Source organism: Nocardia sp. NPDC051570 (genome assembly GCF_044454005.1).
GTDB lineage: Bacteria > Actinomycetota > Actinomycetes > Mycobacteriales > Mycobacteriaceae > Nocardia.
The window spans coordinates 23,471-37,674 of record NZ_JBITDI010000028.1; the positions used below are offsets into that span (position 1 = coordinate 23,471).

At 67.8% G+C, this 14,204-nt stretch carries 14 protein-coding genes; 12 read left to right on the top strand and 2 right to left on the bottom strand.

The genetic code is table 11. The features are described 5' to 3' along the window. Nucleotides 1–7 precede the first annotated feature (7 nt). Entirely contained in the window at nt 8–430 is a 423-nt protein-coding gene (locus ACIA76_RS40210) for an SRPBCC family protein (protein WP_397160242.1), read from the bottom strand. A gap of 155 nt (nt 431–585) precedes the next feature. Here ACIA76_RS40210 and steA point away from each other — a divergent pair, with 155 nt between their 5' ends. The 9 genes from steA to scpB all read left to right on the top strand — a co-directional run bounded on the left by steA (nt 586) and on the right by scpB (nt 9,879). Next, a complete protein-coding gene (steA, locus tag ACIA76_RS40215; RefSeq protein ID WP_397160244.1) occupies nt 586–1,809 on the top strand; it encodes a putative cytokinetic ring protein SteA in 1,224 nt (407 codons plus the stop codon). Next, nucleotides 1,806–2,741, top strand: coding sequence for a copper transporter (locus tag ACIA76_RS40220; protein WP_397160246.1), 936 nt, complete (start codon nt 1,806–1,808; stop codon nt 2,739–2,741). Before steA ends, ACIA76_RS40220 begins: the two co-directional genes overlap by 4 nt. Nucleotides 2,742–2,792: 51 nt before the next feature. Further along, nucleotides 2,793–3,428, top strand: coding sequence for a CatB-related O-acetyltransferase (locus tag ACIA76_RS40225; RefSeq protein WP_397160248.1), 636 nt, complete (start codon nt 2,793–2,795; stop codon nt 3,426–3,428). 123 nt (nt 3,429–3,551) lie between these two features. Beyond that, nucleotides 3,552–5,279 (top strand): CTP synthase, encoded by a 1,728-nt coding sequence (locus ACIA76_RS40230; protein ID WP_397160250.1) that lies wholly within the window; start codon nt 3,552–3,554, stop codon nt 5,277–5,279. Continuing rightward, on the top strand, nt 5,276–5,923 hold the full coding sequence (locus tag ACIA76_RS40235; RefSeq protein WP_397160252.1) for an NUDIX domain-containing protein: 648 nt from the start codon (nt 5,276–5,278) through the stop codon (nt 5,921–5,923). Before ACIA76_RS40230 ends, ACIA76_RS40235 begins: the two co-directional genes overlap by 4 nt. Nucleotides 5,924–6,068: 145 nt before the next feature. Then, nucleotides 6,069–7,034 carry a site-specific tyrosine recombinase XerD gene (gene xerD, locus ACIA76_RS40240; protein WP_397160254.1) on the top strand — a complete coding sequence of 322 codons (966 nt, stop codon included), beginning with the start codon at nt 6,069–6,071 and terminating at the stop codon, nt 7,032–7,034. 258 nt (nt 7,035–7,292) lie between these two features. Further along, nucleotides 7,293–8,261, top strand: coding sequence for a ParA family protein (locus ACIA76_RS40245; protein ID WP_397160256.1), 969 nt, complete (start codon nt 7,293–7,295; stop codon nt 8,259–8,261). After that, nucleotides 8,258–9,127: a segregation and condensation protein A gene (locus ACIA76_RS40250; RefSeq protein WP_397160258.1), complete on the top strand. Its 870-nt coding sequence runs from the start codon at nt 8,258–8,260 to the stop codon at nt 9,125–9,127. Before ACIA76_RS40245 ends, ACIA76_RS40250 begins: the two co-directional genes overlap by 4 nt. Continuing rightward, the gene (gene scpB / locus ACIA76_RS40255) at nt 9,127–9,879 is read left to right on the top strand and encodes an SMC-Scp complex subunit ScpB (RefSeq protein WP_397160259.1); all 753 of its coding nucleotides are present in this window, start codon (nt 9,127–9,129) and stop codon (nt 9,877–9,879) included. Before ACIA76_RS40250 ends, scpB begins: the two co-directional genes overlap by 1 nt. On the opposite strand, the gene ACIA76_RS40260 is transcribed toward scpB, so the two are convergent. Further along, nucleotides 9,763–10,707 (bottom strand): hypothetical protein, encoded by a 945-nt coding sequence (locus tag ACIA76_RS40260; RefSeq protein WP_397160261.1) that lies wholly within the window; start codon nt 10,705–10,707, stop codon nt 9,763–9,765. The two genes, scpB and ACIA76_RS40260, sit on opposite strands and share 117 nt — an antisense overlap. Here ACIA76_RS40260 and ACIA76_RS40265 point away from each other — a divergent pair. From ACIA76_RS40265 to der, 3 genes are all read left to right on the top strand, one after another. After that, complete coding sequence (locus tag ACIA76_RS40265) at nt 10,684–11,634, top strand: pseudouridine synthase (RefSeq protein ID WP_397160263.1); 951 nt, start codon at nt 10,684–10,686, stop codon at nt 11,632–11,634. The two genes, ACIA76_RS40260 and ACIA76_RS40265, sit on opposite strands and share 24 nt — an antisense overlap. Nucleotides 11,635–11,695: 61 nt before the next feature. Next, nucleotides 11,696–12,439, top strand: a complete 744-nt coding sequence (cmk, locus tag ACIA76_RS40270) for a (d)CMP kinase (protein ID WP_397160322.1) — start codon at nt 11,696–11,698, stop codon at nt 12,437–12,439. Next, complete coding sequence (gene der / locus ACIA76_RS40275; RefSeq protein ID WP_397160265.1) at nt 12,436–13,860, top strand: ribosome biogenesis GTPase Der; 1,425 nt, start codon at nt 12,436–12,438, stop codon at nt 13,858–13,860. Before cmk ends, der begins: the two co-directional genes overlap by 4 nt. The last annotated feature ends 344 nt before the right edge of the window (nt 13,861–14,204 follow it).

Sequence of the window (14,204 nt, forward strand, 5' to 3'; positions counted from 1 at the left end):
CGGACGGCTACTTCGACACGGCCTTGCGCGTCGCGGTGAGGAACTGGTTGATCAGGGTCTTGAGCAGCAGTTCGGTGACGCGATCGGGGATCGGGAGCTTCGGGTAGGACTCCATCGTGTAGGAGACCAGGGTGCCGCCCGGGGCGTCGGCGAAGGTGACGGTGCCGATATGGCTCTTCACCGGCGCGCCGGCGACGATCTTGTACTGGAAACGCTCACCCGGTACCAGTTCGATGGTCTCCTCGGTGACGCCGAAACCGCCGAGGCCGAGCAGATATCGGGCACCGACACCGCTGGGCTCGGGGGAGCCGGGCTGCTTCAGGGTGATGGTGATCGCGATGCTGGAGTTCAAGCTGTCCCGTTCGGTGAACAGCTTGTACACCTGCTCGCGCGGAGCGGGGATGACGGCATCGACTGTCGTGCGGGCCATGCGAATCTCCTTCGGACGTGTGAGCCGGAGCATAGCGCTTGCGACACATCGGACGTCACCGTCAGTCGCTGGCATCACAGGTCCGAATGTGCTATCACTATCGGTTCGGCGCGCCTCCAGCACGGGTCGAGAGTTCGGGGTCATCATCAGAACTCATGAAGGTGCTGGCGCTGTTGTCGAGAAATACCGCCACGCTGCCCGGACTGGCGGGGATCGTCCGGGCCGACCGCAATACGCGGCGTCTGCTACAGCGGGTGGGGCCGGGGGACATCGTGGTGCTCGACGAGATGGACCTGGATCGGCTGACCGCGGACCGCCTCGTCGAGGCCGGCGTGGCGGCGGTGATCAACGCATCCCCGTCGATGTCGGGCCGATATCCGAATATGGGCCCGGAGGTGTTGGTCGCCAACGGGATTCTGCTGTTCGACGCCGTATCCGTGGAGGTGTTCACCCGAATCAAGGACGGCAGTAAGGTTCGCATCGACAACGGTGTGGTCTATGCCGACAAGCTCACCAAGAAGGAGCCCGAGCCGCTCATCGAGGCGGTCGAGCTGACCGAGGCCGCCATCGCCGAGCGGATGATCGAGGCCCGCACCGGGCTGGCGGATCATCTGGAGGCGTTCGCGGGCAATACGATCGAATTCTTCCGCACCGAAAGTGCCTTGCTCATCGACGGTTTGGGCGTGCCCGAACTCGATCTGTCCATGCGCAACCGGCATGTGGTGGTGGTGGCCGACGGACCCGATCACGAGGTCGATCTCAAGGCGCTCAAACCCTTCGTCAAGGAGTACGCGCCGATCCTCATCGGCGTCGGGCGCGGCGCGGATACGTTGCGGCGCAGCGGATATCGGCCGGATCTGATCGTCGGGGATCCGGAGGAGATCACCGCCTCGACCCTGAAATGCGGCGCCGAGGTGATCCTGCCCGCCGATACCGACGGCCATGCCAAGGGGCTCGAGCGCATCCAGGATCTCGGCATCGGCGCGACCACATTCCCCTCCTCGGGGTCTGCCGCGGATCTGGCGTTGCTGCTGGCCGATCATCACGGCGCGTCGCTCATCGTCACCTGTGGCGCGGCCGCGTCGCTGGACGACTTCTTCGATCGCGGCCGCCGCGAGTCCACCCCCGCGACCTTCCTGACCAGACTCAAGACCGGGGCGAAGCTGATGGACGCCAAGGCCGTCGCGACGCTGTATCAGCACCGGACCTCCGGCTGGGCGGCGGCGCTGGTCGTGCTGGCCGCGCTGCTCGCGCTGATCGTGGCGGTACTGGCCTCGCATATGGGTAACGAGGTGCTCGACTGGTCCGTCTCCGCATGGCACCACGCGCGGGCGACCGTGCACGACCTGTTACACGGCACACGCGAGGGGGCTCGGTGATTTCCTTTCGGCAGCACGCCATTTCGCTGGCGTCGGTCTTTCTGGCGCTGGCGCTCGGGCTGTTGCTCGGCTCGCATCTGCTCGACGGCGGGGCGCCCAGCGCACCCTGGTCCAAGAGTGGGGATCGACAGCGCGCCGACACACTGACCGCCCAGAACGGCCGTCTCACAGACGAATTGAATGCCGCCAACGGCTTCATCGCGCGCTCCTCGGCGAAGATTCTCGGCGGTACCCTCAACGGTCGCAGCGTGCTGCTGTTCACCACCCCCGACGCCGATAACGGCGATGTCGACGCGGTCGGTAAGACGCTGTCGACCGCCGGTGCGACCGTCACCGGAAGGATCGCTCTCACAGACGCTTTCGTCGATTCCGGCCAGGGTGATCGGCTGCGGACCGCGGCCACCAACATGATTCCCGCCGGGGCGCAGCTGCAGACCGGCGCGGTCGATCAGGGCAGTCTGGTTGGCGATCTGCTGGGCCTGGCCTTCCTCGTCGATCCCGGTAACGGCCAGCCGCGCGCGACCCCGCAGGAGCGCACGCTGATCCTGGACACCCTGCGCGGCGGCGGATTCCTGACCTACGGCGATGTGCAACCGGCGCAGCTGGCGGTCGTGGTGACCGGCAACGGCGCGAAAGCCGATCTGAACAACCGCGGTTCGATCATCGGCCGGTTCGCGGGCGGGCTGCGCGGCCGCGGGGCCGGGGTGGTGCTGGCCGGGCGGGCGGGCGCGGCCGACGGTGCGGGACCGATCGCGGTGGTGCGCGCCGACGGGCAGCTGGCCAACGCGGTCACCACCGTCGACAACATCGACCGCGAAATCGGCCGCATCACCACTGCTCTGGGGCTGGCCGAACAGCTGGGCGGCGGCGCGGGCCGCTATGGCACCGGGCCCAAGGCGAATTCGCTCACGGTGGTCGCGTTGCCGCGCTAGCGGCCGCGAAAATCGTTGGCGCCCCGAAACAATGGCTGCGACCATGGCTCGATGCCCGTGATCCCGGATCCGACCGCGCTGCATCCCAAGCGCGATCAGGCGCGGGTGGTGTTGCTCCGGCCGCTGATCACCTCGCCGCTGATCGAGGCCGGTGAGTTCAGCTACTACGACGATCCGGACGATCCGACCGCGTTCGAGACGCGCAACGTGCTCTACCACTACGGTCCCGAGAAGCTGATCATCGGCAGGTTCTGCGCGCTGGCCGCGGGGGTGCGGTTCATCATGAACGGGGCCAATCACCGGATGGACGGGCCGTCGACCTTTCCGTTCCCGATCATGGGCGGGGACTGGGCGGAGCATGTCGGCCTGCTCGGCGATCTGCCCGTATCGGAGGACACCGTGATCGGCAGCGACGTCTGGCTGGGATACCGGACCACGGTGATGCCGGGCGTGCGCGTCGGCCACGGCGCGATCGTGGCCACCGGATCGGTCGTGGTGGGCGATGTGCCCGATTATGCGATCGTCGGCGGCAATCCGGCGCGGATCATCCGCTACCGCTACGAGCCGGGCGAGATCGCCCGATTGCTCGAGATCGCGTGGTGGGATTGGCCGCTCGCGCGCATCACCGCGCACGTGCCCACGATCATGGCCGGGACGGTCGAGGAGCTCGCGGCTGCTGCGGAGTAACCAGCGGCGGATGTTGCGCCGGACACCGGATGGGGCGGATGTGACGAAACAGTCCCGGCCAGCGCGTGGCCACGCCGAGCGGCATTCGTTCCGCAACCGTTTTCCGTGTTACTGTGAAGTCCCGTGGGTCAATCACGGATTCCGGCGCGCTCGGCCACTAAGCATATCTTCGTCTCCGGCGGTGTCGCCTCTTCATTGGGTAAGGGTCTTACCGCCTCCAGCCTCGGCCAATTGCTGACCTCGCGCGGACTGCGCGTGACGATGCAGAAGCTCGATCCGTATCTCAACGTCGATCCCGGCACCATGAACCCGTTCCAGCACGGTGAGGTGTTCGTGACCGAGGACGGCGCGGAGACCGATCTCGACGTCGGTCACTATGAGCGCTTCCTGGATCGGGAGCTGACGCAGGACGCGAATGTGACCACCGGGCAGGTGTATTCGACGGTGATCGCCAAGGAGCGGCGCGGCGAATACCTCGGCGATACGGTGCAGGTCATTCCGCATATCACCGACGAGATCAAGAGCCGCGTCCTGGCGATGGCGTCCCCGGATCAGTACGGGCACGCGCCGGATGTGGTGATCACCGAAATCGGTGGCACCGTCGGCGATATCGAGTCCCAGCCGTTCCTGGAGGCCGCGCGGCAGATCCGCCACGAGGTGGGCCGGGAGAACGTCTTCTTCCTGCACGTCACCCTCGTGCCCTATCTGGCGCCCTCGGGTGAGCTCAAGACCAAGCCCACCCAGCATTCGGTCGCTTCGCTGCGCAATATCGGTATCCAGCCCGATGCGCTGATCCTGCGCTGCGACCGCGAGGTGCCGCAGCCGCTGAAGAACAAGATCGCGCTGATGTGCGACGTCGATGTCGACGCCTGCATCTCGACGCCGGACGCGCCGTCGATCTACGACATTCCGCGCGTGCTGCACCGCGAGGGCCTCGACGCCTATGTGGTGCGCAAGCTGGGCCTGCCGTTCCGCGACGTGGACTGGACGGTGTGGGGCGACCTGCTCGATCGGGTGCACAACCCGCGCGAGGAGGTCACCGTCGCACTGGTCGGCAAGTACGTCGATCTGCCCGATGCCTATCTGTCGGTCACCGAGGCGTTGCGCGCGGGCGGATTCGCCGTTCGGGCCAAGGTGAACATCCGCTGGGTGCAGTCCGACGAATGCGAGACCCCCACGGGCGCGCAGCATCATCTGCAGGATGTGGACGCCGTGCTGATTCCGGGTGGCTTCGGCATTCGCGGTATCGAGGGGAAGGTTGGCGCGATCCGCTACGCCCGCACCCGCGGCATTCCGCTGCTGGGTCTGTGTCTGGGTCTGCAGTGCGTGGTCATCGAGGCGGCCCGCTCGGTCGGCCTCGACGATGCCAACTCGGCCGAATTCGAGCCCGACACCACACATCCGGTGATCTCCACGATGGCCGATCAGCAGCAGGTCGTGGCCGGTGAGGCCGATCTGGGCGGCACCATGCGGCTGGGCGCGTATCCGGCCGTGCTGACGAAGGGTTCGGTGGTCGCGCAGGCCTACGGCACGACCGAGGTGTCCGAACGGCATCGGCACCGCTACGAGGTCAACAACGCCTATCGCGATCGGATCGCCAAGAGCGGGTTGAAGTTCAGCGGCACCTCCCCGGACGGACATCTGGTCGAATTCGTCGAGCTGCCCGCCGATAAGCATCCGTATTTCGTTGCCACCCAGGCACATCCGGAGCTCAAGAGCCGCCCCACTCGGCCGCATCCGCTGTTCGCGGGGCTCGTCGCGGCGGCGCTGAAGTACAAGCTCGCCGAGCGGCTTCCGGTGGAGATGCCCGGTGAGGTCGAGGTCGGCGAGGGGGAGCGGGTCTCGTCATGAGTCCGCAGGGGAGCGGTCCCGGCACCCACGATTTCGAGACGGTGTCCAGCCGCGTGGTGTATTCCGGCGCGATTCTCGCGTTGCGGCTGGATCAGGTTCGGATGCCCGGCGGGCGGGTGGTCGAGCGCGAGGTGATCGAGCATCACGGCGCGGTCGCGGTGGCCGCGGTCGACGCGGACGGGAATCTGGTGCTGATCAACCAGTATCGGCATCCGATCGGCCGCCGCCTGCTCGAGCTGCCCGCGGGCCTGCTCGACAAGCAGGGCGAGGATCCGCTCACCGCCGCGCGACGCGAACTGGCCGAGGAGACCGGTCTGGCCGCCCGCGAATGGTCGGTCCTGGTCGATGTCGCCCTGTCCCCGGGCTTCACCGACGAGGCGCTGCGCATCTACTTCGCGACCGACCTCTACGAAACCGACCGCCCCGACCCGGAATTGGAGGAGGCCGACCTCGCGATCCTGCGCGTGCCGGTCGACGAGGCCGTCCGCGCGGCATTGGCGGGTGAGATCGTGAACGCGACGGCGGTGGCGGGCGTGCTGGCCCTGTCCACGGCCCGCAGCAACGGCCTGCCGCTGCGCTCGGCCGATGCGCCGTGGCCGGGAATGCCGACGAAGTTCTTGGACCGCAAGGCTGCTGGGAAGTAGGCGGTGATCCCCGTCTTCCGGCCCTGGGGGCCGGAAGACGGGGAACATGAGAGGGCCTGGGCGGGAACGAGGGCGCCGGGTGGGGAACATGAGGGGCCCGCGTTGCGGTCGCGGGTCTGTCGGTATCGGCTGACATGATGGTCGAGTGGATGACGCAGGACCGCACTCGGATTCCGCGGCGGCGGGGTTGCGGCGCCAGATCGCGGCCTATCTCGATCACCTCACGGTCGAGCGTGGGGCCGCGCGGAATACGTTGAGCGCCTATCGGCGGGATCTGGGGCGGTATCAGGAGTTTCTGGTGCGGCGGGGGATCGGGGGGCTGGATGGGGTGACCGAAAGCGATATCGCCGATTTCGTGGTGGCGCTGCGGGCGGGCGGGCATGGCTATCCGCCGCTGGCCGCCAGTTCGGCGGCGCGCGGGCTGGTGGCGGTGCGGGGATTGCATCGGTTCGCGACGACCGAGGGCATGACCGCGGGGGATGTCGCGCATCCGGTGAAGCCGCCCACTCCGGCGCGGCGGTTGCCGAAAGCCCTTCCGTATGAACAGATCTCGAGGCTGTTGGAGGCCGCGGGTGGTTCGGGGGAGGCCGATGGCGGGCCGCGCGGGCTGCGCGATCGCGCCCTGCTCGAGCTGCTGTATTCGACGGGGGCGCGCATCTCCGAGGTGATCGGCCTCGATGTCGACGATATCGATACCGCCGAACGCGCGGTCGTCTTGCACGGCAAGGGCGGTAAGCAGCGCATGGTTCCGATCGGGCGGCCCGCGCTGGCGGCCGTGGACGCCTATCTCGTGCGTGGCCGGCCCGCGCTGGCGCTGCGCGGCAAGGGAAATGCGGCGCTGTTCCTCAATCATCGCGGCGGGCGGCTCTCGCGCCAGACCGCCTGGCAGGTCCTGCAGGACGCCGCCGATCGCGCGGGTATCGGTGCGGCCGTATCCCCGCATACGCTGCGCCATTCCTTCGCTACCCATTTGCTCGATGGCGGTGCGGATGTCCGGGTGGTTCAGGAATTACTCGGACATGCCTCGGTCACCACGACACAGATCTACACTCTCGTCACCGTCACTACCCTGCACGAGGTCTGGGCCACGGCCCATCCTCGCGCGCGGTAGGACACGACGCGCCGGAGGTGTTGCGCCTCCCCCTGTTTCGTTGTCCCGGCGGTATGCTGGCCCACGTTTTGCGCACAGATCGGTGCCGCGACGCACTGATGCCATGCTCACAAAGCGTGTCCGAGCGTAGGTCTTGCGCTCCGAACCGGTAGCGTCTATGGGGGGTCCTGATGTCACCGTTCGGGTGGCATCGAGTGGGAGCTGCCCCGCAGCGCTCGGCGGGGCAATTGGGCGCAGAACACTGAAGGAGCAGCGGATATGACGACAGCCGGTGCGGCCGAGCCGCCGAGGAGTGCTGCGGCAGACCCGCTTTCGGGAAGGTCCGCCCCCCGGATAGAGCAGGCGGCCCAGACATTGTGGGAGGCGAAGGATATCGTGGTGAGCGGCGCGGAAATCGGACCGACCGGTCGCCCCCTGCGCGATATCCCCGAACCTCCTCCCGTCTCACATCAGGGCGATGCCCTGATCATCGCCATGTGCAATCAGAAGGGTGGCGTCGGAAAGACCACCTCCACCATCAATCTCGGCGCCGCCCTGGCCGAATACGGCCGCCGCGTGCTGCTGGTCGACCTCGATCCGCAGGGCGCGCTGTCGGCGGGCCTCGGCGTCGCCCATCACGATCTCGACCTGACCGTGCACAATCTGCTCATCGGCGGTCGCGCCGCCGCCCGCGATGTGCTGATGCGCACCAAGGTCGAGCGGATGGACCTGCTGCCCAGCAACATCGACCTATCCGCCGCGGAGATCCAGCTGGTGAACGAGGTCGGTCGTGAGCAGACGCTCGGCCGCGCGCTGACCTCGCTGCGCGATCAATACGACTACATCCTCATCGACTGCCAGCCGTCGCTGGGCCTGCTCACCGTGAACGCGCTGGCCTGCGCCGACGGCGTCGTCATTCCGATGGAATGCGAATACTTCTCGCTGCGCGGACTGGCGCTGCTCACCGATACGGTGGAGAAGGTGCGGGACCGGCTCAATCAGCGGCTGAGCCTGTACGGCATCGTGGTCACCATGTTCGATGCGAGGTTGTTGCATTCACGGCAGGTGATGGCCCGGGTCGTGGAGGTCTTCGGCGATCTGGTCTACGACACGGTGATCGCCCGTACGGTCCGCTTTCCGGACGCCAGCGTGGCCGGAGAGCCGATCACGACCTGGGCGCCGAAATCCGGTGGCGCCGAGGCGTATCGGGCGATGGCACGGGAAGTCATCCACCGGTCGGGCCGGTGAGCGGGAGTACCACCACCGAGGCTCCGGACAATCCGGACAGATCGGCCAAGTTCCATCTGCGGCTGGCCAACTTCGAGGGTCCGTTCGATCTGCTGTTGCAGCTGATCAGCCAGCGTCGCCTGGACGTCACCGAGGTGGCGCTGCATCGGGTCACCGACGAATTCATCGCCTACACCAAGGCCTTGACGGCGAGCCTGGGCCAGGACACGACGCTGCGCGCGGACAAGATCCTCGATCAGACGACCGAATTCCTCGTGATCGCCGCGACTTTGCTCGATCTGAAGGCCGCGCGGTTGCTGCCCTCGGGCGAGGTGACCGACGAGGAGGATCTGGCGCTGCTGGAGGCGCGGGATCTGTTGTTCGCGCGGCTGCTGCAGTATCGGGCGTTCAAACAGGTGGCCGAGCTGCTCGGCGAGCTCGAGCAGGCGGCGCTGCGGCGCTATCCGCGCGCGGTCTCGCTGGAGGATCGGTTTCTCGACCTGCTGCCGGAGGTTACGCTGGGAGTCGACGCCGTCGGCTTCGCCGAGATCGCCGCGACGGCGTTCCGGCCGCGTCCGGTGCCGAAGGTGGGACTGGATCATCTGCATTCCCACGCCATCTCGGTCGCCGAACAGGCCGCGCTCGTATTGGAGATGCTGAAGAGTCGCGGGGTGGGTGGCTGGACCACCTTCCGTGAGATATGCGCCGATTGTGAGCTGCCGATCCAGATCGTCGCCCGCTTCCTGGCGCTGCTGGAACTGTATCGAGGCAAGACGATCGAATTCGATCAGCCCGATCAGCTGGGGCCGCTGGCGGTCAGCTGGGTCGGCGAGCGGGATGACGAGAAGTCAACGGAGACAGTGACTATCGAAGAGGACTACGGGTAATGACGGCAGCGGATATCGAACTCGGCGAGGCCCTGGAGCCCGAACCGGAGCGCGCCGGCGCGGCGGAACTCGCCGCACTCGAGCCCGGCGCCGAGGATTCGGGCGAGGCGGCCGAGGTCATCGAGGAACGGCTCGACGACGACGGGTTCCGCTCGGCGCTCGAGGCGATGTTGCTGGTCGTCGACGCGCCCGCGCCCGTCGATCTGCTCGCGGCGGCGGTGAACGACACCGAGGAGCGGGTCGCGCGGGTGCTGCGGGAGATGTCCGCGGAGCTGTCCGCGCGGGGGAGTGGTATAGATCTCAGATTCGTCGGTGACGGGTGGCGTTTCTACACGCGGACCGAGTACGCACCCTATGTCGAGCGCATGCTGCTGGACGGATCGCGGTCCAAACTGACCCGGGCCGCTTTGGAAACTCTGGCGGTCATCGCCTATCGTCAACCGGTTACGCGAGCACGGGTGAGCGCCGTGCGCGGGGTGAACGTCGATGGCGTCATCCGCACTCTGGTGGCACGAGGCCTGATCGCCGAGTCCGGGACCGATCCCGAGACCAACGGCACGATGTACGCCACCACCGAACTGTTCCTGGAACGGATCGGGCTCGCGTCACTGGCGGATCTGCCGCCGCTGGCGCCCTTACTTCCGGGCGTCGACCTGATCGATGAGATCAACGAGAGCCTGGAGACCGATCCCCGGTATACCAGGCTGAGGAAACCAGCCGAGTCGGATATCGACCTCGGCGCCGAGGATTGACAGGACCACGTGAATACACCCGCTCGCCGAGATGGCACACCGGACCGTAGGAAACGTAAGGCCGAACCGCCGTCGGGCGGATCGGCCCGAGGCCGCGGCGACGACCGCGGCCGCGGGGGATATCAGACAGACCGCGGGGGACGCGGCGGCTTCGAGCGTGACGACCGGGGTGGGTCCGATCGTGGTGCGCGCGGTGGCGACCGTGGTGGTCGCGGCGGCTACGACCGCGCGGGTCAGGGCGGTTTCGACCGTGACAACCGCGGCGGATCCGATCGTGGACGCGGCGGTTACGACCGAGCGGGACGTGGCGCTTCCGCGCGTGACGACCGTGGCGGCTTCGGTCGTGACGACCGTGGTGGCCGTGGTGGTTTCAACCGTGATGATCGAGCGGGCCGTGGTGGTTTCGGCCGCGATGACCGTGGTGGTCGTGGTGGTTCCGGCCGTGACGACCGAGCGGGAGGTAGCGGTTTCGGTCGTGACGACCGTGGTGGCCGTGGTGGTTTCAACCGTGATGATCGCGGTGGCTTCAACCGTGACGACCGTGGTGGGCGTGGTGGTTTCAACCGTGATGATCGCGGTGGCTTCAACCGTGACGACCGTGGTGGGCGTGGCGGTTTCAACCGTGACGATCGCGGCGGTCGCGGTGGCTTCGAGCGTGACGATCGCGGCGGCCGGGGCGGATCCGACCGTGGCCGTGGTGGATTCGATCGTTCGGCCGGGGGCCGGGCGGGTCAGGATCGCCGTGGCGAGGGCGCGAGCCGCGGATTCGGTTCGGCGCGCGGGGGTTCGATGTCGGGCCGTTCGATGCCCGAACACCTCGGCGGGCACGGCGAGAACCGCTCCATCGGCGGGAACAGCACCGCAGGGCGCATCGGCGGCGGTCGCCCGCTGACCCCGAAGCCCGCGCCCAGCCGCAAACCGCAGAAGCAGCGGCGCGAGCAGACCGTGCTCAGCTTCGCCAAACCCGCTCGCAACCAACACGCCGAGGTCGGGGAGGCCGGACCGAAGAAGCTGCCCTGGGGCGAGGGCGAACGCCTGCAGAAGGTGCTGGCCAAGGCCGGAGTGGCCTCGCGCCGCGCCGCCGAGGAGCTCATCGATAAGGGCCGGGTCGAGGTCGACGGCGCGATCGTGCGCGAACAGGGTCTGCGCATCGACCCGGAGACCGCGATCGTGCGGGTCGACGGCGTGCGTGTCGTGGTCCGCGACGAACAGGTGTACCTGGCGCTGAACAAGCCCAAGGGCTTCCAGTCGACCATGTCCGATGAGCACGGCCGCCCGTGCATCGGCGATATCGTCGCCGAACGGGTGATGGCGGGCCAGCGGCTGTTCCACGTCGGCCGGCTCGACGCCGATACCGAGGGCCTGCTGCTGCTCACCAACGACGGCGATCTCGCGCACCGGCTCATGCACCCCTCCTTCGAGGTGTCCAAGACCTATCTCGCGACCGTCAACGGTGAGGTCAAGCGCGAGGTCGGCAAGCGCCTGCGCGCCGGCGTCGAACTCGACGACGGCCCGGCCAGCGTCGACGCGTTCCAGGTGCTCGAGATCGGCGAGGGCCGCTCGCTGGTGAAGGTCGTGCTGCACGAGGGCCGCAAGCACATCGTGCGCCGACTGCTGGCCGAGGTCGGGCATCCGGTCGAGGCGCTGGTTCGCACGAATATCGGCCCGGTCGCGCTGGGCGATCAGCGACCCGGCAGCATGCGTGTACTCGGTCGTGACGAAATCGGGAAGCTTTACGAGGCGGTGTCGTTGTGACAGTGCGACCTTGCTGGGCGATCAAGGACTTGGACGGAGTGTCGTGGTGAACGGTGTGCAGATGCTGGGCCGGAACGTTCGAGGAGGCGACGTGGACGACGCGGAGATTTCCGACTCGACCCCACTGGCCGTCGCGATGGACGGTCCGTCGGGCACCGGCAAGTCCAGTGTGTCGCGTCGGCTCGCGACCCGGCTGGCGGCCCGATACCTCGACACCGGCGCCATGTACCGGGTGGCGACGCTGCGCGTGCTGCGCGGCGGGGTGGATCTGACCGATCCGGCCGCCATCGCGGTCGCGGTCAAGGATCTGCCGCTGACCATCGGCACCGACCCCAGTCGCGAGCTGATCGAGCTCGACGGTGAGGACGTCTCCGCCGAGATCCGCGGCAATGTCGTGACCAAGGCGGTCTCCGCGGTGTCGGCGGTGCCCGAGGTCCGCGAGCAGCTCGTCGCGTTGCAGCGCGAAATCGCCGCGAGCTCGGGCCGAATCGTGGTCGAGGGCCGCGATATCGGCACGGTCGTGCTGCCCGACGCCGACGCCAAGATCTATCTGACGGCCTCGGCGCAGGCCCGCGCCGATCGGCGCAATCAGCAGAACATCGCCGAGGGCCGCGGCGACGATTACGAGGCCGTACTGGCCGATGTGCAGCGCCGCGACACCCTCGACTCGACCCGCGCGGTATCCCCGTTGCGGCCGGCCGAGGACGCGGTGCTGGTCGACACCAGTGACCTGTCCATGGACGAGGTCATCGACGAGTTGTATCGAGTTGTGGCGCAGCAGATTTCCATGGGAGGTGGACGATGACGCAGGACACCTTCGCCGGTGACGGCATCTGGAGTGACGAATCCGATTGGGAGATCACCGATCTCGCGGGTGATCCGGAGGCCGACGAACAGGTCGCCATGCCGACGCTGGCGATCATCGGTCGCCCGAACGTCGGCAAATCGACTCTGGTGAACCGGATCCTGGGCCGCCGCGAGGCCGTGGTCGAGGATATTCCGGGCGTGACCCGCGACCGCGTCTCCTATGAGGCGACCTGGTCCGGGCGACGCTTCCTGGTGCAGGACACCGGCGGCTGGGAGCCCGACGCCAAGGGACTGCAGCAGGCGGTAGCGCGGCAGGCCGAGCTGGCCATGTCGACCGCCGATGCGATCCTGCTGGTCGTGGACGCCACCGTCGGCGCCACCGCGACCGATGAGGCGGTCGCAAAGGTGTTGCGGCGCTCGCAGACTCCGGTCATCCTCGTGGCCAACAAGGTCGACGGCGAGAAGCTCGAGGCCGAGGCGGCGGTGCTGTGGTCGCTGGGTCTGGGCGAGCCGCGACTGGTCAGCGCCGCGCATGGGCGTGGCACCGGTGATCTGCTCGACGATGTGCTCGCGGTGCTGCCCGAAACTCCGCGCGAGGGTGGCGGTATCACCGGTGGTCCGCGCCGGGTCGCGCTGGTCGGTAAGCCGAACGTCGGCAAATCCAGTCTGCTGAACAAGGTTTCGGGCGATGAGCGTTCGGTCGTGCACGATGTGGCCGGCACGACCGTCGACCCGGTCGACTCCCTGGTCGAATTGGGCGGCAAGACATGGCGTTTCGTCGATACCGCGGGACTGCGGCGCAAGGTCTCCAATGCCAGCGGCACCGAGTTCTATGCCTCGTTGCGCACCAAGGGGGCCATCGAGGCCGCCGAGGTCGCGGTCATGCTCATCGATGCGTCCCAGCCGATCACCGAACAGGATCTGCGGGTGATCAGCATGGTCGCCGACACCGGCCGCGCGCTGGTGCTGGCGTACAACAAGTGGGATCTGGTCGACGAGGATCGTCGCGAACAGCTCGAGCGCGAGATCGACCGCGAACTGGTCCAGGTGCGCTGGGCGCAGCGGGTGAACATCTCCGCCCAGACCGGCCGGGCCGTCCAAAAGCTCGTTCCCGCAATGGAAACCGCGCTGGAGTCGTGGGATAAGCGCATCTCCACGGGCCGCCTGAACACCTGGCTGAAGGAGGTCGTCGCCGCGACCCCGCCGCCGATGCGCGGCGGCCGCCTGCCCCGCGTGCTGTTCGCCACCCAGGCGACCACGCGCCCGCCGACGTTCGTCCTGTTCACCACGGGCTTCCTTGAGGCCGGCTACCGCCGCTTCCTCGAGCGCAAGCTGCGTGAGGAATTCGGCTTCGACGGTTCCCCGGTCCGGGTTTCGGTCCGCGTCCGCGAGAAGCGGGACCGCACGACCAAGCGCTGAGTTCGACGAGACCCGGCCCCCGCACCTCGGTGCGGGGGCCGGAGTCTTTGCCGCTTCTCTGCGGAGTGAGCTTTATCCAGGTCGATACGCTGATATGCGCATCAATGCATTTTGGTCCGTAGTGTCAGGGCGCGGGACAGCAGCCAAAGCCACCCCACAAACCCGCTCCCGAACAAAACGGTCAGTCGTATCGCAACCACAAGGGAGCGAGCCCCTGGGCGAGCGACGGCTCGCGGCCGTCTCGCCCGGTCGCCCGCGGCGGGGCAGAGGGCGACGCGCGGGGGGGGGGCGGGCAAGGGCGGAGACAAGGCCCCGGGCCCCCCCCCCCCCACGCGGGGGCAAAA

What these genes read in the sequence shown, in the direction of transcription:
- ACIA76_RS40210 (WP_397160242.1), bottom strand. Translation starts at nt 430, where the DNA reads ATGGCCCGCACGACAGTCGATGCCGTCATCCCCGCTCCGCGCGAGCAG.
- steA (WP_397160244.1), top strand. Translation starts at nt 586, where the DNA reads ATGAAGGTGCTGGCGCTGTTGTCGAGAAATACCGCCACGCTGCCCGGA.
- ACIA76_RS40225 (WP_397160248.1), top strand. Translation starts at nt 2,793, where the DNA reads ATGCCCGTGATCCCGGATCCGACCGCGCTGCATCCCAAGCGCGATCAG.
- ACIA76_RS40235 (WP_397160252.1), top strand. Translation starts at nt 5,276, where the DNA reads ATGAGTCCGCAGGGGAGCGGTCCCGGCACCCACGATTTCGAGACGGTG.
- ACIA76_RS40245 (WP_397160256.1), top strand. Translation starts at nt 7,293, where the DNA reads ATGACGACAGCCGGTGCGGCCGAGCCGCCGAGGAGTGCTGCGGCAGAC.
- scpB (WP_397160259.1), top strand. Translation starts at nt 9,127, where the DNA reads ATGACGGCAGCGGATATCGAACTCGGCGAGGCCCTGGAGCCCGAACCG.
- ACIA76_RS40265 (WP_397160263.1), top strand. Translation starts at nt 10,684, where the DNA reads ATGCCCGAACACCTCGGCGGGCACGGCGAGAACCGCTCCATCGGCGGG.
- cmk (WP_397160322.1), top strand. Translation starts at nt 11,696, where the DNA reads ATGCTGGGCCGGAACGTTCGAGGAGGCGACGTGGACGACGCGGAGATT.
- der (WP_397160265.1), top strand. Translation starts at nt 12,436, where the DNA reads ATGACGCAGGACACCTTCGCCGGTGACGGCATCTGGAGTGACGAATCC.